General features: G+C 30.7%; 27 protein-coding genes. 16 read left to right on the forward strand and 11 right to left on the reverse strand.

What is annotated here, in order from left to right; all coding sequences use genetic code 11:
* Positions 1-55: 55 nt before the first annotated feature.
* Entirely contained in the window at positions 56-505 is a 450-nt protein-coding gene (locus tag AB671_RS20705) for a hypothetical protein (RefSeq protein ID WP_066680138.1), read from the reverse strand.
* Between the two features lie 72 nt (positions 506-577).
* Between AB671_RS20705 and AB671_RS20710 the strand changes: the two genes are divergently transcribed.
* Entirely contained in the window at positions 578-934 is a 357-nt protein-coding gene (locus tag AB671_RS20710; protein ID WP_066680140.1) for a DUF805 domain-containing protein, read from the forward strand.
* Between the two features lie 61 nt (positions 935-995).
* On the opposite strand, the gene AB671_RS20715 is transcribed toward AB671_RS20710, so the two are convergent.
* Entirely contained in the window at positions 996-1,529 is a 534-nt protein-coding gene (locus tag AB671_RS20715; protein ID WP_066680142.1) for an SRPBCC family protein, read from the reverse strand.
* An 18-nt stretch (positions 1,530-1,547) separates the two neighbouring features.
* Positions 1,548-1,898, reverse strand: coding sequence for a nuclear transport factor 2 family protein (locus AB671_RS20720; RefSeq protein ID WP_066680143.1), 351 nt, complete (start codon positions 1,896-1,898; stop codon positions 1,548-1,550).
* A 384-nt stretch (positions 1,899-2,282) separates the two neighbouring features.
* Here AB671_RS20720 and AB671_RS20725 point away from each other — a divergent pair, with 384 nt between their 5' ends.
* Positions 2,283-4,340, forward strand: coding sequence for a M3 family metallopeptidase (locus AB671_RS20725; protein WP_066680144.1), 2,058 nt, complete (start codon positions 2,283-2,285; stop codon positions 4,338-4,340).
* 24 nt (positions 4,341-4,364) lie between these two features.
* Here the strand turns inward: AB671_RS20725 and xerA are convergent, their stop codons facing one another.
* The gene (gene xerA / locus AB671_RS20730; RefSeq protein WP_066680145.1) at positions 4,365-5,189 is read right to left on the reverse strand and encodes a site-specific tyrosine recombinase/integron integrase; all 825 of its coding nucleotides are present in this window, start codon (positions 5,187-5,189) and stop codon (positions 4,365-4,367) included.
* A 219-nt stretch (positions 5,190-5,408) separates the two neighbouring features.
* On the opposite strand from xerA, the gene AB671_RS20735 reads away from it, so the two are divergent.
* The 14 genes from AB671_RS20735 to AB671_RS20805 all read left to right on the forward strand — a co-directional run bounded on the left by AB671_RS20735 (position 5,409) and on the right by AB671_RS20805 (position 15,826).
* Positions 5,409-7,790 (forward strand): AAA family ATPase, encoded by a 2,382-nt coding sequence (locus AB671_RS20735; RefSeq protein WP_066680146.1) that lies wholly within the window; start codon positions 5,409-5,411, stop codon positions 7,788-7,790.
* 28 nt (positions 7,791-7,818) lie between these two features.
* Entirely contained in the window at positions 7,819-8,514 is a 696-nt protein-coding gene (locus AB671_RS20740; RefSeq protein WP_066680148.1) for a hypothetical protein, read from the forward strand.
* Positions 8,515-8,673: 159 nt separating this feature from the next.
* Positions 8,674-9,183: an ASCH domain-containing protein gene (locus AB671_RS20745; RefSeq protein WP_066680188.1), complete on the forward strand. Its 510-nt coding sequence runs from the start codon at positions 8,674-8,676 to the stop codon at positions 9,181-9,183.
* Positions 9,184-9,319: 136 nt separating this feature from the next.
* Positions 9,320-9,526 carry a hypothetical protein gene (locus tag AB671_RS20750; protein WP_066680149.1) on the forward strand — a complete coding sequence of 69 codons (207 nt, stop codon included), beginning with the start codon at positions 9,320-9,322 and terminating at the stop codon, positions 9,524-9,526.
* A gap of 315 nt (positions 9,527-9,841) precedes the next feature.
* A complete protein-coding gene (locus tag AB671_RS20755; protein ID WP_066680151.1) occupies positions 9,842-10,366 on the forward strand; it encodes a GNAT family N-acetyltransferase in 525 nt (174 codons plus the stop codon).
* A 165-nt stretch (positions 10,367-10,531) separates the two neighbouring features.
* Positions 10,532-11,074 (forward strand): GNAT family N-acetyltransferase, encoded by a 543-nt coding sequence (locus AB671_RS20760; RefSeq protein ID WP_066680153.1) that lies wholly within the window; start codon positions 10,532-10,534, stop codon positions 11,072-11,074.
* A gap of 112 nt (positions 11,075-11,186) precedes the next feature.
* Positions 11,187-12,029, forward strand: a complete 843-nt coding sequence (locus tag AB671_RS20765) for a prolyl oligopeptidase family serine peptidase (protein WP_066680155.1) — start codon at positions 11,187-11,189, stop codon at positions 12,027-12,029.
* A gap of 34 nt (positions 12,030-12,063) precedes the next feature.
* Positions 12,064-12,447, forward strand: coding sequence for a hypothetical protein (locus tag AB671_RS20770; protein ID WP_066680156.1), 384 nt, complete (start codon positions 12,064-12,066; stop codon positions 12,445-12,447).
* A 28-nt stretch (positions 12,448-12,475) separates the two neighbouring features.
* Positions 12,476-12,679 (forward strand): YqaE/Pmp3 family membrane protein, encoded by a 204-nt coding sequence (locus AB671_RS20775; RefSeq protein ID WP_066680157.1) that lies wholly within the window; start codon positions 12,476-12,478, stop codon positions 12,677-12,679.
* Positions 12,680-13,047: 368 nt separating this feature from the next.
* A complete protein-coding gene (locus tag AB671_RS20785) occupies positions 13,048-13,611 on the forward strand; it encodes a hypothetical protein (protein WP_066680159.1) in 564 nt (187 codons plus the stop codon).
* A gap of 56 nt (positions 13,612-13,667) precedes the next feature.
* Positions 13,668-14,342, forward strand: a complete 675-nt coding sequence (locus tag AB671_RS20790) for a DUF4919 domain-containing protein (protein ID WP_157444283.1) — start codon at positions 13,668-13,670, stop codon at positions 14,340-14,342.
* A gap of 26 nt (positions 14,343-14,368) precedes the next feature.
* Entirely contained in the window at positions 14,369-14,962 is a 594-nt protein-coding gene (locus AB671_RS20795; RefSeq protein WP_066680166.1) for a hypothetical protein, read from the forward strand.
* A gap of 78 nt (positions 14,963-15,040) precedes the next feature.
* The gene (locus tag AB671_RS20800; RefSeq protein ID WP_066680168.1) at positions 15,041-15,418 is read left to right on the forward strand and encodes a PEGA domain-containing protein; all 378 of its coding nucleotides are present in this window, start codon (positions 15,041-15,043) and stop codon (positions 15,416-15,418) included.
* 78 nt (positions 15,419-15,496) lie between these two features.
* Positions 15,497-15,826, forward strand: coding sequence for a winged helix-turn-helix transcriptional regulator (locus AB671_RS20805; RefSeq protein ID WP_066680170.1), 330 nt, complete (start codon positions 15,497-15,499; stop codon positions 15,824-15,826).
* A 1-nt stretch (position 15,827) separates the two neighbouring features.
* Here the strand turns inward: AB671_RS20805 and AB671_RS20810 are convergent, their stop codons facing one another.
* From AB671_RS20810 to AB671_RS22570, 7 genes are all read right to left on the reverse strand, one after another.
* A complete protein-coding gene (locus AB671_RS20810) occupies positions 15,828-16,283 on the reverse strand; it encodes a VOC family protein (protein WP_066680172.1) in 456 nt (151 codons plus the stop codon).
* A gap of 234 nt (positions 16,284-16,517) precedes the next feature.
* Complete coding sequence (locus tag AB671_RS20815; protein ID WP_066680174.1) at positions 16,518-16,973, reverse strand: tetratricopeptide repeat protein; 456 nt, start codon at positions 16,971-16,973, stop codon at positions 16,518-16,520.
* A gap of 80 nt (positions 16,974-17,053) precedes the next feature.
* Positions 17,054-18,400: a hypothetical protein gene (locus AB671_RS20820; protein WP_066680176.1), complete on the reverse strand. Its 1,347-nt coding sequence runs from the start codon at positions 18,398-18,400 to the stop codon at positions 17,054-17,056.
* Between the two features lie 4 nt (positions 18,401-18,404).
* Positions 18,405-18,938 (reverse strand): hypothetical protein, encoded by a 534-nt coding sequence (locus tag AB671_RS22390; RefSeq protein ID WP_157444284.1) that lies wholly within the window; start codon positions 18,936-18,938, stop codon positions 18,405-18,407.
* Between the two features lie 85 nt (positions 18,939-19,023).
* On the reverse strand, positions 19,024-19,614 hold the full coding sequence (locus tag AB671_RS20830) for a hypothetical protein (protein WP_157444285.1): 591 nt from the start codon (positions 19,612-19,614) through the stop codon (positions 19,024-19,026).
* Between the two features lie 9 nt (positions 19,615-19,623).
* Entirely contained in the window at positions 19,624-20,685 is a 1,062-nt protein-coding gene (locus AB671_RS20835; RefSeq protein ID WP_066680186.1) for a hypothetical protein, read from the reverse strand.
* Positions 20,686-20,688: 3 nt separating this feature from the next.
* Positions 20,689-21,479 (reverse strand): phage baseplate assembly protein V (locus tag AB671_RS22570; protein ID WP_228390978.1); only part of this gene is annotated, 791 nt, incomplete at its 5' end.

The following is a 21,479-nucleotide window of genomic DNA, read 5'->3' on the forward strand; positions in this document are numbered from 1 at the left end:
TGATAATTGATAATTGATAATTGATAATTGATAATTGATAATTGATAATTGATAATTACAAAATCGCTTCAATCTTCTGATGAATTTTATTCAACGTGAATTCTTCGCCGGCTTTCATGCCTATTATTTTTTTCGCCATCGGACTTTCGGGAGAAATAGCATAGAATCGGTCGCCTTCAAAGAAAAACTCACCCAAAGAAACAGAAATATAAAACCGGGCTTTATTGGTAATGACCAAAGAACCCAATTTAGCATGCTCAGACTCAGAATTTAAAACTTTTTTCATCTGTTGCTGCATAGTTTTTAAATTCGCCATCTGTTTATCTAAATGGTAAATTTCGTCTTGCATTTCTTCACGAATAGAATCGTATTTTGATGTTTTTTTTACTTCACGGCTTGCTTCCAAGGTAAAATTTAAATAAAACTCTAAGGTTTTTACTTTACCGGAAATCATGTCTCTCACAAAAATCCGCAAATCATTTTTATTGTAAATAGCCTTCTGCATACATCGTAATCTTTAGTTAAAGATAATATTTTTTGAAAATAAATAATACTTTTACTCTTCAAAAATAAAACCATGTTTCAAAACGTATTTTCATCTGCAGGAAGAATCAGAAGAACAGAATTTGCTTTATCCTATGTCATTTATGTAGGAACCGTTTTTTTCACGATATCTTTGGCAGTTGCGACCAAAATTGATTTATTTTATATCCTTACGATGCTCGTTTGGTTTGTCGGAGTAATTTTCAGAGTGATTCAGGGAGCAAAAAGATGTCATGATATCGGAGTGAGTGGCTGGTTTCAGTTTATTCCGTTTTTTATTATTGCAATGGCTTTTGTAGACAGTAATCGTGGCAGTAACAAGTACGGAGATAATCCTAAGGGCATCGGAAATTACTATACAATTGATGAAATTGGCAAAAAAAATTATTAAATAAAAAAACTGCTTTCAAAATTTGAAAGCAGTTTGTAAGAGTTTTAATTCTAAGTTATATTTACTTTTCAACCAATGCTTTTAGGTTGTTAAGCCCTTCTTCGTAAGATTTTCCCATTTGATAATCCATCATCGGTCTCATAATTTTCATCCAGGTTTCCTGTTCGGTATCCATGCTCCAGGTCACTTTTGTAGAATTTCCTTCGGATGTTAAAACAATATCAGAAATTGCCTGCCCTTCGAAAGGTCTTTTGAAAAGCATTTCTGTTTTTTGTTTTTCTCCAGGAATTAGTTCTTTAATCTCCTGACACCCGGCTCCTGCATCATCATTTTTGCTGTCCCAGCAATACTTATCTCCTACTTCACCTGAAGTTCCGCTGTAATTAATGGTCATGTTTTTGTCTAATTTCATCCAAGGATTCCATTGGTTAAAAGATTTCATCGAAGCAATTTGCTGCCACACTTTTTCTTTCGGTGCATTCATCACCATCGATTTTTGGTAATGGTAAACTTTACCAAAAGCCAATACTGCAACGATTGCATACACAATAATCAGGAGGATAATTCCACCAATAATTTTAAAAATTGTTCGCATAGTTTATAAATATTAAAGTTAGTTTTTCTGCATTAAATAAGAAACCAGTTTTTTAATCAGTCCGTTTTTCATTTCAAAAACATCACAAAAATCAGCGTTCAAAATATCTCCGTTTTTAAAACTGGCAACCACATTTCCTTCAGTAATCACTACATCATTTTCTTCCGTCATTCTGAAAACTGTAATTTTAGGTTTTCCGGTAAAGTTTTCGTTCTCTATTTCTTTGTCAAAAGCTTCTTTTCCATGATGAAGATAAACTCCGGGCATTTCCCAGATCACATCTTCGGTGAGGCAACTTAAAATCTTTTCATGATCTGTTTCCTGAAAAGAATCCATGTATTTCTGTACGGTCTTTTTGTTTTGAGACATCGTTTATTATAGTTAAATTAATTGCCTGCTTAAAATTCGTATCCTTAATTTCCTTAACTTAAAGAAACTTTGTTTATTCTTTTTTAAACATTAAGTAATTAAGAAATCTTATCATAAGAATGATTTAAGAAATCAATAAAATTGATTTTAATTAAGGTTTATTAAGCGTAATTTTCAATAAAACTTAACTTCTTAATGTTAAAAATAGTTTTAAAAATATTTAACGAGGCTATAAAACCAAAATTAAACATTTCACAACAACACTCTCTTTTCCTATGACAAGAATATTCTTCATTCAGTATTTTTGTCACAAAATCTAATGAGGGCATCGTTTTTGTGCATCAAAAAACAATAATTAAATTTACATCAATTAAAAATACATCAATGAATATTTTAACAGAAAAATTCAACACACCATATCATTCAGCACCTTTTAATCAAATAAAAAATGAAGATTATCTTCCTGCTTTCAAAGAATTAATTCAGAAATCTGAAGAAGAAATCAACGCAATTGTTAACAATTCTGAAGAACCCACTTTTGAAAATACCATTGAAGCATTGGCTTTTTCGGGTGAACAGCTTGATGTAGCTTCCAATATATTTTTCAATTTGAATTCTGCAGAAACAAGTGATGAGTTACAACAAATCGCTCAGGAAGTTTCACCAATTTTAACTGAATATTCTTCAAAAATCTCTCAGAACGAAGCTCTTTTCAATAAAATCAAAAAAGTTTACGACGAAAAAGAGAAATATGATTTGAATGAAGAGCAACAAATGCTTTTGAATGAAACTTATAAAGGTTTTGTAAGAAGCGGTGCTTTATTAAACGAAGAAGACAAAGAAAAATTAAAGAAAATCAGCATGGATTTATCTTTAAAATCGCTTCAGTTCGGGCAAAACGTGTTGGCTTCAACGAATAATTATTTTAAACACATTACCAACAAAGAAGATTTGGCCGGAATTCCGGAGGCTATTTTAGAACAATATGCAGAAGAAGCAAAAGAAAGAAATTTGGATGGTTATGTTTTGACATTGCAATATCCAAGCTACATTCCGTTGATGACCTATGCTGAAAACCGTGAACTGAGAAGAGAAATTGCCTTGGCAAATGGTAAAAAATCTTTCGACGGCGGTGAATTTGACAACCAGAATTTAATAAAGGAACTTCTCAATTTAAAACAGCAAAAAGCAGAACTTTTAGGCTATGCAACTTATGCTGATTACGTTTTGGAGGAAAGAATGGCAAAATCTCCGACAAAAGTAATCGACTTTCTGAATGAACTTTTAATCAAAGCAAAACCTTACGCAGAGAAAGAGATTGAAGAATTAAAAGTTTTAGCAAAAGCAGATGGAATCGATGAAATACAGGGCTATGACCACGCTTTTTATGCTGAAAAACTTCGTAAAGCAAAATATGATTTTAATGATGAAGAATTAAAACCTTATTTCCCTTTAGAGCAAGTTCAGAAAGCTGTCTTTGGTTTGGCTAATCAACTTTTCGGATTAACTTTTGTGGAAAGAAATGATATTCCGAAATATCATGAAGATGTAAAAGTTTATGAAGTTTTTGAGGCAGGAAGTGGGATGATGGAAGATGGAAGTAACAATCCTGAAAAAAATTTCAAAGCTTTACTTTACGTCGATTATTTCCCGAGAAAAGGCAAAAGAGCGGGAGCGTGGATGACGAGTTATAAAAATCAATATAAAAAAGATGGAGAAAATTCTCGTCCGCATATTTCGATTGTTTGTAATTTTAGCAAACCATCGAAAGATACACCAAGTTTATTAACGTTCCAGGAAGTAACGACATTATTCCATGAATTTGGTCATGCATTGCACGGAATGTTGGCAAATACACAATATCCGAATCTTTCCGGTACTTCTGTGAAATGGGATTTTGTGGAATTGCCCTCTCAGTTTTTGGAGAACTTCTGTTACGAACCGAAATTCTTGAAAACGTTTGCCAAACATTATAAAACCGGAGAAATTCTTCCTGACGAAAAAATCGAAAAAATTGCTCAGTCGAAAAACTTTATGGAAGGTTATCAGACGTTGAGACAAATCGGTTTTGGATTGTTGGATATGAATTACCACACAAAAGTTGAAGAGTTGGAAAATAAAAGTGTGAAAGAGTTTGAGGATAACTATACAAAAGCGACACAGCTTTATCCTGCAAATCCTGAAACAGCGATGAGTCCGAGTTTTTCACATATTTTTCAGGGTGGATATTCTGCGGGATATTATTCTTACAAATGGGCAGAAGTTTTGGATGCGGATGCGTTCCAATATTTTAAAGAAAACGGAATTTTCAATTCAGAAATTGCCGCAAAATATAAAATTCTTCTTTCTTCTGGCGGAACAAAAGACCCAATGGAACTGTATAAGAATTTCAGAGGAAGCGAGCCAAAAGTGGAGAGTTTGCTGAAAAGAGCGTTTGGGTAAAAATAACTTCAAAGTCCTCAAAATTTAAATATCTAGAGGACTTTGAATTTTTTTCATTTTTAAATCCGTAATGTGAGTATATATTTGGGTGGTAACAATACTGTTATGACCTAGAAGTTCCTGAATATATCTGATATCTGTTCCATTTTCTATCAAATGTGTTGCAAAACTATGGCGTAGAATATGAGGAGTGACCAACTTTTGTATATTGGCTTTTATAGCAGATTTCTTTACAATCTGTTGTACGCTTCTTACCGAATATTTTTCATTAAAATCCCCTTCAAAAAGATAAGTTTTCGGTGAATATTTTTTGAAATATTCTCTAAGCAAAGGCAAAGCTGTTTGTGGGAGCATCACATACCTATCTTTCTTTCCTTTAGACTGAATAATTGATATTCTACCTGATTTTGAATCTATATCTATAATTTTCATATTGATTAATTCACTGACTCTAAGACCACAGCCATACAAAAGACTAATTATTGATTTATGTTTTAAATTTTCAGTCAGATTGAGCATTTTTAATATATCTTCTTTGCTAAGATATTTTGGCAGTGTATGCTCTATCCTTTTTGGATAAAGATGCGAAAGCGATAATTTTTTATTAAACATTAGTTCATAAAACAATTTTATACTTCCCAAAATATGCTTTTGAAATGATTGTGAAATATTCTTCTCTTTTATCTCATTATACAAATATTTTTCGATAATAATCTCATCAACATCTTCGACTGCCGTATCGCTTATTGCTCTAAAAAAAGTTGCCAATGTTGAAACATAAGTTTTGATTGTAGATTCGCTGTATCTTGCAATTTCAAGTTTTTGTCTAAAAATTTGAGAATATTTCATCGGATAGTGTATTTATCAAAAATACAAAACATTCGTCAATCCAAAAAACATTTTCAACAAAACATCACATAAACAATTAAAAACCAATATCTCAACTAAAAATAAAGTTCATTTCTAAAATTATCTTTGCGAATGTTATATAAATTGGATTGACGCAATGCGTAAATTTAGAAGTTATGGGCAATGCTACGACAACACCGTCACAATTGACAAAGCACTATGATTACAAAATTTAAGACAATAAATAATCTCGCTGTTTTCCAAAACTTCATTTGGGACACATCAATTCGTGATGACGGAAATAATGTTGTGCTGTTCAAACCTATTAATATTTTTTATGGACGTAACTATTCAGGAAAAACCACTCTTTCTCGAATAGTTAGAGCATTAGAAACAGGTAGTATTTCTGACAAATATGAAAATCCACAGTTTGAAGTAAGCATTAAAGATTTTGCAGACTGTAACACAAACAATTTATCTGCACACGGAAAAAAAATAAGAGTATTTAATGAAGACTTTGTAAAAGACAATATTCGTTTCATCATAAATTCAGATGAAAGCATTACTCCATTCGCAATAATTGGCGGAAATGCAACAATTGAAGCCGAAATACAAAACCTTAAAGATGAATTAGGAAGTAACGAAGATGAAAACGAAAGCGGATTTTATCTCGAACTTAAAAATGCTTCTGCCATTGCAAGTTCTGCATTTCAAATATTTCAAGCGGAAAACAACCAATTAAACAGTCAATTAACCGCAAAAGCATTAGATAGAGATAATGGCATAAAATATAAATCAGAAAGATTTGGCGACCAAAACTATACAACAGCAAAACTTTCCGCAGATATTGAAACGGTTTCAGCAACATCATTTCAACCAATAACAGATGATGAAGTAACAAGAAAATTAAATTTACTAAACGAAAGAGCAAATGCAGATGTTCCGCCTATTTCAAGACCAAATTTGGATTTAAGTCCAATTAACGAAAGAGCAAAAATTCTAATTACAAAATCAATTAGCAGTTCCAACAAAATAGAAGAGCTTTTGAAGGATGCCATTATAAATCGTTGGGTTAAAGAAGGACGACTATTGCACAAAGATAAACTTGAACAATGTTCGTTTTGTGGCAATGATATTTCTCAAGAGCGTTGGAATGAACTTGATAGCCATTTCGACGAACAATCAGAGAAATTAGAAAAAGATATTGATGCGTTGATTTCTGAAATAGAAAATTTAGTGCAGAATGTTGATACACAGTTACAGATAAATAAAAGTGTATTTTACTCAAAATTTCACTCGGATTTAGAAAGATTAATTGTAGCGAAACAAAATATTGCTGACGGTATAAAATCGGAATTAAACAGAGTTAAATTGAGTTTACAAGAACGGAAAAATGATGTTCTAAATTCAAAGACTTTCATTGACTTAACTGATAACAGTAAAAGACTTGAATGGTGTTGGACAATATTTGAAAATTTCCGAACCCAAGCAAATAATTATAGTAATTCATTAGGAACCGAGCAAAACGAAGCCAAAAAATTATTGCGTTTACGTGAAGTAAGCGATTTCGTAAATACTATTCAATACACTACTGTAATCGCAAGAATACAAACCTTAAAAACGACTTCTGATACAGAAGGTCAAAACAAAGCAGTTGTTCAAGTAAAAATCAAAAAACAAATTGAAGAAATTGAAGATAAGGAACGCTTAATGAATGACGAAGAAAAAGGAGCATTGAAAGTGAACGAGTATCTTAATAATTTCTTTGGACACGACTTTCTAACATTACAAGCGTTAGAGGAACAAGATACTTTGGGGGGAAAGAAAATACGCTTTGAAATTGTACGAAATGGAAAGAAAGCCCACCATTTAAGCGAAGGAGAATGCAGTCTGATTGCATTTTGCTATTTTATGGCAAAACTTGAAGACGTTGAAACCAAAGGAAGCAAACCAATTATTTGGATTGATGACCCCATTTCAAGTTTAGACAGCAACCACATTTTTTTCGTGTATAGCCTTATCAACGCTGAGATTATTTCAAAACAAGAATATGAACAAATTTTCATTTCTACTCATAACCTTGATTTTCTAAAATATTTGAAACGCTTACCAAATGCCTTAAATAGAAATCAATGTAGTTACTTTCTTATTTCAAGAGAAAAAGAAAATAGTATAATTAAATTAATGCCAAGATATTTAAAAGATTATGTAACTGAGTTTAATTTTCTTTTTCATCAGATTTATATGTGTTCAATTTCCGATGCTGATGATGAAAGCCAACATAGTTTGTTTTACAATTTTGGAAATAATACACGGAAGTTTTTAGAAGCGTTTCTTTATTATAAATATCCAAATGCTACCGACCAAATTGAAAAATTGACAAAGTTTTTTGGAGACAACAGACAGGCTTCTACAATGACAGACCGTATAAACAATGAATTTTCACATTTGGAAGGACTATTTGAAAGAAGTATGATGCCGATTGACGTACCGGAAATGAAAAAAACATCGAAATTTATATTAGACAAAATAAAAGAAAAAGACAACGAACAATATGATGCACTATTAATGAGCATTGGTGTTGAAATTGAGACAGAATAAGCACTGCCCATAACATCGGTTTGGCAATATGGCGGCTGAAGTGCTAAATTCAAGTTCAGTTCTTCGATTGAACTTTTGTACAAAACTGAACTTTTGTGCTTCGATTTCCGCCACATCGCCAAGCCGTAAACCGTTAGCAATAATTTTAACGACAGGCAAAGTGACGAAACAGAAATTAAATTTTAATTGGTATTTCCTTTTAGCGGGTATTTTAATTTTGTATTTTGGCTTAGCTAATAATCAATCGATTAACCAATCAAGCTTAGAGAAAATAAGAGTGGAACTATACAAAGACATTACTAGAGTAAAAGGTCGAAGAAGTTCTGTAGATTATAAATTTTGGACAAAGGAGTACAAAAACCAATTTAATATTCTTAACGGAAGTATTACCAGAGGAAAACACGAAGCAATTGCAGAATTAAAAGGTGGAGAAGTGGTTGAATTATACATTACAACAGCAGATTTGAAAAAATTATCTGGTGGAAAAGAAGACATTGATATAATAGGCATTGGTCAAAATGGTATTCCCCTAATGACGAAAGACGAATTTTATCACAACCGTAACCTATACGAACTTCGAATAAAAATCTTTTCCGTATTTACAGCATTGATGTTAATATTGAACGGCTTGACCAATATTCCAAAGAAGATTAATTACCTAATTATTGGAGTTTTTATGGGAGCAATAATTATTATGAGAATGTTTGAAATTGTTATTTATTGAAAAAACTACTACCAGTATTAGCTTTGCATCAGGCAGGCTGAAGTACAAAACTCAACAATAGTTTTTCTATTAAACTTTTTAGTAACAAATTCAGCTTTTGTGTTTCGATTTCCCATCCAAACGCAAAGCCCTAAATCATCTGTAATCAAAGAAAAAATTATGCATAAATTTATATTCCTTTTTATTTTTATAAGTTTATTGTCTTGCAATAAAAAAGAAAATAATATGACAGCGTATTGGAAAGAATTTCAAGAAGAGAATGTTGAATACAAAAATACGACACAACCCCAATCATTTTACTTTTGTGATAATAAAAAGGAAGCAGATGAATGTGCCGATTTAGTAGTAAAAAAAATAAAACAAGCCACTTCACCATCGGTTTGGTGGTTTGAAAAAAATAAAGAAGAACTTCCAAAAGTTGGAGACCTTGCCATTGTTACAGATTGGAATGGAAATCCTAAAGCAATAATTCGAACCAAAAAAGTAGAAATTGTAAAATATAAAGATATTACACCTGAATATGCTCAACTGGAAGGCGAAGGTGATAAAACTTTAGAATATTGGAAAAAAGCTCACTGGAACTATTACCAAAATGAAATGAAAGAATTTAATGAATTTCCCACTGAAAATATGGAAATTGTATGTGAACACTTTGAAACTATTTGGTAGAAACTATTTGCTAAGCATCAATAGGTTAAGGCTAAAATTTAAAATTCGTGCTTTCTACTTGGCAAAAAGCCGTCCGATTATCAGATAATTTGTGATAAAGGCTATTCATTTGTTTACTAAAAACTAAAGTAGGAATATGAAAGAAATTGTTTACATATTATTTTTACTTTCCTCTTTTTTGTCGTTTGGTCAGGAATCGAAAAAGGATAAAAAAGCAATTCGAGGTTTTGTTTTTGACAAGCCCTATTTCATAAGTACGCCGCTTTCTGTAGTTGAGACTGATATTACTATAACAGAACTGAAAGAAAAACGACGACTGATGCAGAGAAAGATTCGAAATTGAAGCGGCAGAAGATGAAAAATTACTTATTTCAGGGTTGAGAATTAAAGCCACAAAGATTTTAATTGAATCTAATAATTGTTATAAAGTCATTTTAAATTCAAATATATTTGATGTGTTTGTCCCCAAAAAAATTGCAAGAAAGAATAAACTTCAGGAACGAAAATTGAACGAAAAATAAAAAAAGTTATGATTGTTTAGATTAAAAACAGCACACAATAAGCGGTTTTGTACTATTGCTACTTTAATTACATTTTAAATATGTAGTTTTGAAAAATTGAGCATATTGATTATTATAAAAAACATTAATACATTTTTTTGAAAAATTCCGAATCACTTCCAAAAACCATATTTACTGAAAGATTAATTCTCATTCCTTTTACTAAAGAAATTTGCAATGAAATTTTAAAAAATCAATTTAAAACTATCGAAATTTTAGGCCTAAAAAAAGGAAAAAATTGGCCAGACCCAGACATCTTAGAAACACTACCCAAAATCATTCTTAATCTGTCTAAAGTTTTAGCTCCCACAGGATTTGAATCTTGGATGATAATAAAAAAAGAAACTAATGAAATTGTTGGCGATATTGGATTCAAAGGATTAAATGAAACTAATATGACCTGTGATATTGGATATGGAATTATTGAATTTGAACGTAAAAAAGGATATGCCGAAGAAGCTTCAAAATCATTAATTAATTATACTTTAAATATTAATTCTTCAATTAATATAACCGCTTCAACACTTATTGAAAATAGTCCATCTATAAAACTATTGCAAAAATTAAATTTTATAGAAATTAATCGAAATGAAACTTTTATTTATTGGAAGTTATCAAAATAAAGCTGCACATAGCAACTTTATTTTCAATTGCAAATTGCAACAATAATTCTTCGATTGAACTTTTGTGCAAAAAATACCTGCCTTTAGCAATAGTTAAATCGTTAAATTTGATTTTTCCATCAATAAATTTTGAAATAGCAGTAAAGAAAAGACTCTAAATTAAAAATGAAATACCTACTCACAAACCAACAAACTGAGCGCCTTCACTTTCGAATATTAGAACAATCAGATTTTGAAAATTGGCTTAAACTATTCGAAGATGAGCAAACCGCAAGAATGCTTGGAATGGATAATTTTAAAACACCAAAAGAACGCTGTGAAAAATGGTTTGAATGGACATTCCATCGATATGAAAATAATCTTGGCGGGCAAAATGTGTTGATTTCAAAAGAAAACAATCAGCTTGTTGGTCAATGTGGTTTATTAGTTCGTGAAGTTGAAAATGAGTTTGAATTAGAAATCGCCTACTCTATTTTGCCAGAGTTTCGTGGAAAAGGTTTTGCGATTGAAGCAGCAAAAAAATGCAGAGATTTTGCTTTTGAAAATAAATTTCATGAAAGATTGATTTCAATTATAAATCCAGAAAATGATAATTCTAAAAATGTGGCATTTAAAAACGGAATGAGTTTTAAAAAGCAAATCGATTATTCCGGAAAGAAAATGGATTTATTTCAGATTACTAAACAGGACTGGGAAAATTTGGATTAATTAAAACCCAGGCAAAAAGATAGAAAATACATATCAATAGCGTCCATTAAAAGAGTTTTAACATCTACATATTTCATCACAATTTTTAAACTTCCATAAGCTCAAAAACACCATGAACAAAACAAAAATCAACCAAAATCTAATAATACTTTTATTGATAACCAGCATAAATTTAGTTTTTGCACAAAAGAAAGAATTTCGAGATACGGAAGTTGATACGCTTACCTTTTTGAACAATAGAAAATTATTAAATAGCTTAAATACAGATAAATTTCAAAAGAAAATATTTGTAGAAAATGACATTCAAATTCCGTACAGATTTTTAACACCGAAAAATAATTTAGTTAATCAAAAATACCCGTTGGTTATCACCTTTCATAATTCTACAAGGATTGGAAATGACAATGAACATCAACTTGAACCCTTCGCAAAAATATGGTTACGAGACGAGATTTATGAAAAATACCCTTGCTATGTTGTAGCACCTCAATTTAATAAACGCTCCACGAACTATGAGATGAATGAACAAGGTATTCAAATTTCAAAGCCATCCAACGAGGTTTTTGCTTTATTGAAATTGATTAAAAATCTTGAAAAACAATATCCTAACATTGATAAAAACAGGATTTATCTGATCGGCTATTCAATGGGAGGCTCTACCGCTCAAAACCTTATGAATTTAAATCCTAATACATTTGCAGCAGTTGTTTCTGTTGCCGCTGTTCCTGATCTGTCCAACCTTAATAAGATCAAAGACAAGAATATATGGCTAATTCATGGCAAACAAGATGATGAAAACCCATATATTGGAAGCGTTGAACTCTATAATAAACTTTCCACCAATAAAAATTTAATTTTTACAACTTTCACCCATCTTCATCATAACAATATTGTGATTCCGTTTTTAGTAACAAATGAAATTCCCAAGTGGTTATTTGAAAAACGCCGGAAATAGGAAATAAGTATTGTTAATTCCGTAATTTTACAACATGAATACTATAACCCAAAGATTAGAAAACGTAAAAAAGCTTCAGGCAAAAAGATGGGAAAATGAAGATTATTGGGACGACATCAATGATCTCTTGATTAAAGAACTTGAAGATATTTTGACCATTGAAGCTCAAAATATGTCTGCATTGATCAATCTTGGGGCTATTTTATGTGATTCGGGTGAATATGAAACAGCTCTTGCTGTTTTAAAAATCGCATTAGATTTAGGCTCAGAAGATAAAAATCTGTACACCAATATTGCCATCGTGATGGTTGATATGGGTATGAATGCCGAAGAATATCATGAATATTTGGAAATAGCGGAAAATATGAGCGAAAACTCACTCACTTTCAAGGCGTATTTTGACCCACATTCACATTAAAAATCACTTAATTTAAAAACTTCAAACCATGTTACTCGCCATTTTACTTCCATTTTTATCCTTCATTGTGAGAGGAAAGATCATCACGGGAATTATATGTTTTATTTTGCAAATTACCATTTTGGGTTGGATTCCTGCAGCAATTTGGGCAGCTTTATCGTTACAAAATGAGAGAGCTGAAAAGAGAAAAGAGAAATTGATCCGTGCAATGCAGGAAAATAAAAATTTTTAATTAAATGAAATTAGATATCAAAACATTACTGATATTCTTTTTGTTTTTTATTTCCTGTCAAAAAAGCAGCGATATAAAAGGAGTCTGGAAAAATTGCGGAGACGATTCTGAATTTTCTGATATTTTAGTTTTTGATGACTTATATAATTTTGTAAGAAATGATACTGTTTTCTCTAAAAAAGATTCAGCGATCGCAACTATACAAAAGATTAGCTTTGAATACGGAGAAAAAAAACTATATCTAAAAAGTATCAATAATCATAAGATTTATCGATTTTGTAAAAAATAATTGGCTGCAAATATTTCAATCAGATTTGAGTTTTACAATTTTTCGTTTTTCCGTAAGTTAGCATTTCAAAAATACAATAATGATAAAAACAATACTTTACTTTTTTTTATTTTTAGCTTCAACGTATCATTTTGCTCAAAAATTTGATCCCACAATTGAGATTGAAAAAAGATTTGCTAATAATAACAAACATGGTTTTGGGAGTGTTTATTACAAAAATGGAAGTGAAGTCAAAAAATATAAAGACACTCTTTTAGAAAAAGCACTTCAAGATTATTCTTTTTATATTTTTCCACTACAGCAAAAAGGTTGCTATGCATATTCAACTAACAAAGCGATTGCCGTTTTTAAATCTGATAAATTCTTCCAAATTCAATATGGTTTATCTTTTTTAGCAAATGATTTAGGCTTAAACCAAAAGTTTATAGACATTTTCACTCAATTAAAATTCAAAGATCAAAATGACTTAGAAGCTTTCGCTAATCACTTGGCTAAAATGTTATTCCAAACTAATCATTACACAGATTATCATATGACATCCAGTAATTTATCAAAGTTAGTTTTTGAATCTGAAAATAATATTATTAGTTTTAAAATCAAAGATTTCACCATCTACACAATTGATTTTATGTTGAAACTTTAATTTATTCTTTTCAGTTTTAATTATGCTTTAAACACATTAATATTAAAAAATATTTTATGTTAAAACATTTTCTCTTCTTCTCATTCGTTTTTATTTCAAACTTTGTTTCTTCTCAAACAAAAGAATACGAAGCTCCCGATTACAAAATCATTCAGAAAAATATTGAGAATAAAGATTCAGAATTTTATTATCCGAAATTGTTGGATAAGCTAAAAGCCAATGATACCCTTATTACCAATGATCAATACAGACATTTGTATTTTGGTTATACTTTTCTGAAAGAGTATCATCCGTATAAGATCTCTGAAAATGATAAAAAGCTTATCCCCTATTTTCAAAGTAAGGATTTAAAAAAATCAGATTACGCAGAAATTATAAAAATATCGAATGCTTCACTTAAAGAGTTTCCTCTCAATCTACGGGTGATGAATTTTCTTGGCTACATTTATCATCTAGATGGAAATGAAGCGATGGCAAACAAAGTTTCTCATAATTTTTATGGTTTATTCGGCGCTATTTATAGTTCAGGAGACGGAAAAGATTGTAAAACAGGATTTCATGTAATTTCTGTAAGTCACGAATACGTTGTGATGAATATGTTGGAGTTAGAAATTGCTTCTCAAGGTTTATCAGGTGATTGTGATTATCTAAGTTTACCCAAAGACAAGTATAAATTACCGGGAGTTTATTTTAATATTACAAAACTCAAGGAAAAAGGGTTTGATTTTTAAGATTAATTTAAAAACCATCACAAATAATGAAAAAGCTATTTACTCTTTTTTCCATCCTATTATCCTCGGTCATATATTCTCAAAATATACAGACTGAATTTTTTGTAAATGAAAATCAAATTGAAGGATCATTTAAATCAAACTCAAGGATAGAAAAACTATTTACACAAAACAGTAAAGATTCTATTTTGGTAGTTACTGAGATCAAAAATGACTCTTTATTTTCTATATATGTGAAAAACAATGGGCAAAAAGATGTACTACTTATTCCTCAAGATAATAAACTAACTCTTATTCAGGAAGCTCTCAATCAAGATAAAAAATGGAAACCGATCGAGTTTTGGGTTAACTCTGATTGTGGAATGTCTTATCTAAAAAAGATCAATGTAAGATCTGGAGAAATTATTGGTGTAAGGTCAAAAAAATATAAAGGAAACTTTAAAACTAAAATAAGGTTTAAACTATTGATCGACAAAAAAGTTTATTATTCAAACTCTATCACAGCATCGATCAACAAATCAAAATTTGAAAAATCAGCTTGGTATAATCGATTTAAAGAGATGTACTATCCTGATAAAAGTGACAAAGAAGTTGAAAATATTTTTTTCTTAAATGAATAATTTAATTCTGAGTGAAGTGAATATTTTTTTATTCAACTTAAAAAATATATTTTCGCACCTCGAAAATTAATTTAAAAAATGAAAAGAATTTCATCACTTGTTTTAGGTTTAAGCATTGTACTTTCTACAACCTCATGTGCAAGTATTTTTACAGGAACCAAAGACTCTATTGCATTTACCTCAACACCCGAAGGTGCAAAAGTGATCCACAAAGGAAAAGAAAAATGTACAACACCTTGTAGTGCAGAGATCCCTAGAGGTTTGGGTAAACAGATGGTGATGTTTGAGAAAGAAGGTTTTCAGACTAAAGAAGTGAAGCTTACAAAAACTTTTAATCCGGTAAGCTTATTAAATATTCTTCTTGGCGGTGCGATCGGTGTAGGAATTGATGCTGCAACCGGCTCACTTACAAAATACAGCCCTAAAAGTTATACTGTAGAATTAGAGTCTAAATAGGACTTTTTAGGTTAAAATATTATAAGAAGATCAGAATTAAAGCTTTAATTCTGATCTTCTTTTTTATATAATTGCTGAATGAAAAAAGAAAGCTCAACCAATTCTGCCAATGATACCATTTTACAGAATTACTGTAATGCTCACAAAATTTTATCTAAAATTAGCGGAAGATGGAAAGTTTCAATCCTGTTTGCTTTAAATGAAAATATATTGAGCTATTCTGATTTTAAAACGGTACTTCCCTCTTCGATCACAGACCGGATCTTAGCAAAACAACTTAAGGAATTACAGGAGGCTGAACTTATCGAAAATAATAAAGACAAAACAAAATCTGAATATTTTTTGACGGAAACCGGTAAAAAAGTTTTGAGCTTACTTCAATTTATTAATGAATTAGATTTTAATTAAATCAAAATTTAACTTTCTCTAAAAACTCAATCACTTCGCCATTCGGGCTGTAAACAAGACTATTTCTTACCTCAACAGATTTTTTTTCGTTCGCTAAACTGATTTCAAAAACGCCTTCACTCAAATCTATGGCACCAATCTTCAAGGCTTCTTCTCTTGCTTTTTCAGCATTTTCTACAGCAAAACAGATATGTAAAATAGAGTTTTCTATAAATTCATCATCTTTATTTCTTTTTCTTCCCTGAGTCGGAATTTCAGCATCTTTATCGAATAACTCAATATGACAGTTGATTTTTTCGTTGTAAAGCATCATTCCTTTTTTTAGATTAAATGACGGCAATTCCCAAGAATGAACCTCATTAAATCCTAATGCTTTATAAAACTTCAAGGTCACATCAAAATCGGTCACTTTCAAAGAGTAGTGATGAAAAGCTAGAATATTTTCGGCTAAATTCATTTGTAAATATTTTTCACAAAGATATTTTTTGTTTTAGCAGAAAGGAAGAACTTACAAAATTGTGAGTGGATAGAGTTTTAAAATGACTTGAGAAAAAATGTTAGATATTAAAATTTTAATTATCAAAAAAGTTATTTTCTAAGCTGATTAAGTGAATCCACCAGTAAACTACTGATTTTTAAAAAGAAAAATACTCTTAGTTATTTGTTTTGAAAGAGAATAAATAAAATCAATTTACTTATTAGACGTATTTTCCAATGAATCTAAAATCTGGAGATTTTTTTTGCTTTTTTGATTTCCGAGCTTATCCGATTCATTAAGAAAGATTCTTGCTTTATTATAATCTTTATCATTTGTATAGGCAATACCAAGCAGATTGGTAATCTGTGATTGTTGTTCTGAACTGTAATTTTTATTTTTATAGGCTATTTCTAAATATTTTATGGCGTTGTAGGGTTCTCCAATCTCCAAATATGAATCTGCCAATGGAAAAATGATATCTGGATTTTTATTTAAATCCACAGCCACAAATTGAACTACAGCATTGCTATAATCTTTTTTTTCATAAGCACTCCAGCCTTTATCAATCCTCTCTGTATCTCCGAAAGAAAAGAGATAATTATTTTTAATAATAGCAATTATTACGAGTAAGGCAATAAGTCCTAAACCTATCAATAAGTATTTTTTCATAGTTCTATACAATAAAATTAATAAGTAAACATATCGTGAAAGAATCGTAGATAGTAGACAAATCATCTTAATCCATTTTTTCAGTCAACTGGAGTCTTAGCAACAAGCTTGCTACCATTAGGTTCTGCTGCTAAATCTGCTGCCATTCCTTGGGCTAAATCTACTCTTGCTTCTTCGGAAAAAATAGTTCCTATAAATGGAATTAAAAAAAGCACCCCTTGAACAGAATTTGAGGTAAGACTTTTTAAACTATTTCTGGAATTGGATGCAGCAACGGTCCTTCCGTCATCTACCATACTGGGGTTCATTCTTCCACTATTGTAATGAGTGGCTGCATTTCTCCATTCAGGATATCTTCCGCTGTTTAAATCATTAAGTAGTTGTCTTGCTAAAGGATTTGTTCGTAATTGTTGGCGATTAAGACCATCTAAACCTTCCAATTGACGCTGAAGATTTACATTATTTACATGCACTCTTCGTGACTCAACAATATTTGTAATTTTACCGGCAACAGTACCTTTTTTATAAGATGTTATCTTATACCATGGTCCGCTTTCTTTCTTAATTTGAATAATATCTTCCGAATCCTGTACAAAATCATCCGGTTTTGACGGAGCTCCCAATAAGCTGTTTTGATCAATATCCCTCTGTTCAACCTTTCCTGTCTGGGGATTTACAAAATCTTCAGAATGGTTGTTCATTTGATCGTATGTGGTATTGTCGCTTACATCACCAAAGGTTTCGTGCCCCCATCTCATTCCGCCTCGAAATGCATAATTGATCCCGCTAAAAACAGCAAATCCGGCGATAAATCTTCCGCCAGCTAACCATACTTTTCCGGCAACAGTAGCAGTTCCGAATCCGGTGAATGCACTAGGAAGGAAAAAGCCGGCTCCGAATGATGCTACGACATTAATTCCTAATTCCCATCGATTCTTGTTGGCAATGGAACTCGCTGCAGCCTTTGCAGAAGCTTCATCAAAAAACGGCGTAAGAACTCCACTGTTTCCACATTTTAAAATAGATGATCTTGTAATAGCTGAAACTTTGTTAATTTTCACAGAATTATGGGCTAAGAACCAATTTCCACCGTTAAGTGGATCTGTACATTTATGGGTAATAATTGCAATGGCTACACCTACAACTACAACTGCAACGGCAGCTGCAATTACCCAACCAATTGGTCCTGTAGCAAATAATAATAAACCTGCACCAAATGCCAATAGAGAGCCTATCATATTTGCGGGAGATTTACATTTAAATTCTACCATTACATTTTTATCCTCCACAGTAAGAACTGGTTGTTTTTTATTCTCATAATAAACATTAAAAGTACTTCTGCTATGAGAAAACTTTTGAGGTGCAGAGCTTAGCTGAAATGTGCATACGGCAAACACCTTACCTTCTGGAATATATGAAACTGCCATAATATTAATATTTATGAATAAACAATACGAATACGATACTGATAACAAAATAGGCAACACACATTATTATTGGAAATACCAATGCAGTATAATCTTTCGTATTTTTCTTTTTTGTAAAATCATTAAAAAAAACTTCAACTTCAGGCTTCAAATTCATATCTGGAGATAATAGAAATTTTGTTTCTTTTCCATCTGAAACTCTTAACATAAAAGCTTTTCTCGAATTGTAATTATAAATGTTATAATTTATATCATTTGATAATATGAATGTCTCACCGTTTTTATATTTTATAAAATGTCTGTTGCCTTCTTTTATAATATCTATTTTTTGCATGGTACTTTTCATTACAATAATTAAAAAGCCAAATATTATGCAAAGGCAAAAAATAATTAATTGGGTTTGATTGGTTGTATATTTTAGATCTAAAAATTTAATCAATAATATAACTGCAGGCAATAGAAACAAAATCGTTATTATTGAAACCAAAAAACTATATTTTGTATTAAAAACAGATATTGTGATTGTATTTTTATTCATACTTTTTGAATAATTCCTAATTAAGGAAATTATTATTTATTTAAATTGAATATGCATACTTACCTTGCTATTAGAAATATAAATACTACAAATTAATTATATAAATACACCCAAAGATAAAAATCACCAATGCTATAAAAAGCATAATAAATGGAAATTTGTTAGCAAAAAATATAATTATATGGTCTGTAGAAGTTTTCACATTTTTATCAGGTAATTTGATTTGGAGTTGTTGCAGAAGATTTTCTTTATTTGTAAGATCATCTTTATTTTCCTGATTAAAACTAATGCCTCCTAACCAAAAATACATATTTTTATTATTTAGTTTGATTCTCAAAATATCCAACATTCCTTTGTAGGTAATATTGAGATTATAATTAATAATAGTACTTTTTGGTAATATCAATTTTGTATTTTCTTTGGTATTGCTAATTATTATAACATCATCTTTAATCAATATTGAAATTATCTTAGAAAAATATAAATTGATTCCAATTATAATAAATACCAAAGCAGATAAACCAAAAATTAAGGTATACGTTTGCTGTGTGGTACTGCTAAACATTCTATAAATAGAATCTGTGGTAATAAAAATTATTAACCCGATAAAAAACACCGACAAGGTAATACCCCAAACTAAAATACTAAATTGTCTAAATTCATATTTCTTTTCCATCAATACTTTTTATAGTTCAACCTTCTTTATATTATATTCAGTAATCACTTCAAAATTATTCTTTATTTTTTCAGCAATAGAAGCCTTTCCCTCCTGTAAAAGTCCTGTCTCTTTATCAATCGTATAGTTAATTCTATAAATAAAATCGAAAGCTGTATAATTAAATTTTAAACTTGATTTATAAATGCTGTCATACATATTTTTCAATATTTCGTCAGACAGATTTTCTCTGTTCAAAGTTCCTACAAGTCTGTAAGTTGCCAAATTTTCATCTTCCCGAACGATAGATCTTGCCACATCCGTTTTAAGATTTACATTAGGGAAAATCTGAGAGAACTGCTGAAGTTGATAATTTTTAAGCTGATCTCCTAAAAAAGACTTTGTAAAAAGATGAAAAAATAGATTTTTATCCATCATATTACTTAAATTATTTTGATTAAGAAATTCTTTATTTCCTGTTATGATAATATCCTCTGCTTGTTTTGGAGATTGGGCGTTGAGCTGTTGATAAATTTCGGCATTTTGTAATTCATTATCACGAAAATTCTTCCATCGATGTTCTATTTCCTTATGGTTAAAAATCTCTTTTACAACTCCATCATCAGATATATTAAAAGTAATCGGTAACTTCAGTTTATCTAATTTTTGTGCAAATTTGAGTCCAGGCTCATAAACTGCAGGCTCTACAGAGAATTCTGAATCTGTGAGTTCCACATCAAAAATATTTGTGTCTTTAGCTTTTTTTACCAAAAATTCATAGATCGTATTAGCAGACAACGTTATAATTTCATTATTTATTCTGCTAATGTTTAGTTGCTCACATCTGTATCTGATGGCATTTTCAAAATTTAAACTTTCCATATTCCCACTCTTAATGATTGCTTCTTCAAATATTTTCTGTTCGATATAAATTGTATCAAGATGAAGAGGCAGATTATCGGTAAGTATCATATTTGAAAATCCTGATCTTGAATTGTGAAATTTTTTTAGTGATTCTGTATCTGTATTAAATTTCGCTGCAATAAACCTTAAATTTTCTCCACTCCCGATTTTATACTGTATAATTTTCATTTACTAATTAATATCTACTTGGTTAGGATTATTAATTGAAATAATTGACGGAGATATATTAATGCCTGACGCAGAACAGGAAGTATCTGAAGAATTATCTGCAGTAACTGATCCCGAACCATTAATTTTTATTACTGAACCTGCAATTGTAATATTGATTCCTTTAATATCAATCGTTCCATCCTCCTTCATCGTAATAGAGCTACTTCCCGTCTCCAATTTTATTTCGGTATTGCTTTTTATGCTTATTTTTCCTCCATTATCCATCGTCAAAACACTCTGCTCTTTTCCAACATTAATTGTAGTCTTAGTTGCCACATTCGTAGTATGATTATTCCCAATGTCTTCATTATTGTCATTGCTCACAAAAGTGGTCACATCACCCGTTCCGCTTAGCGTTACATGGTTTCCGTTTCTGTCTTTAATTTCAATTCCTGCGCCATCATTTAAACAAATAATATTTCCGCTTTTGCTGGATAAACTTTTAACATTATTTCCGGCTCCGCCACCGCCACCAACTCCACCATGAAACATTCCGCCCATTACAAAAGGTCGGTCAGGATGTTGATGAACAAAATTAATAATGACCTGATCGCCAACTTCCGGAATGGCCATAAATCCACGGTTTTTATTTACTTTATCACTGCTTCCTGCATCCGGAGTCATTACTCTGATAAATTCTGATGTATCTTGTCCACTTTGCCAATCAAACTGAACCTTTACTCTTCCCTGATTTAATGGATCTGCATTGGCAGTAACTTTTGCAAACTGAGCTTCAGCTCTGGGACTTTCAA

The organism is Chryseobacterium sp. BGARF1, from assembly GCF_001677955.1.
Taxonomy (GTDB): domain Bacteria; phylum Bacteroidota; class Bacteroidia; order Flavobacteriales; family Weeksellaceae; genus Chryseobacterium.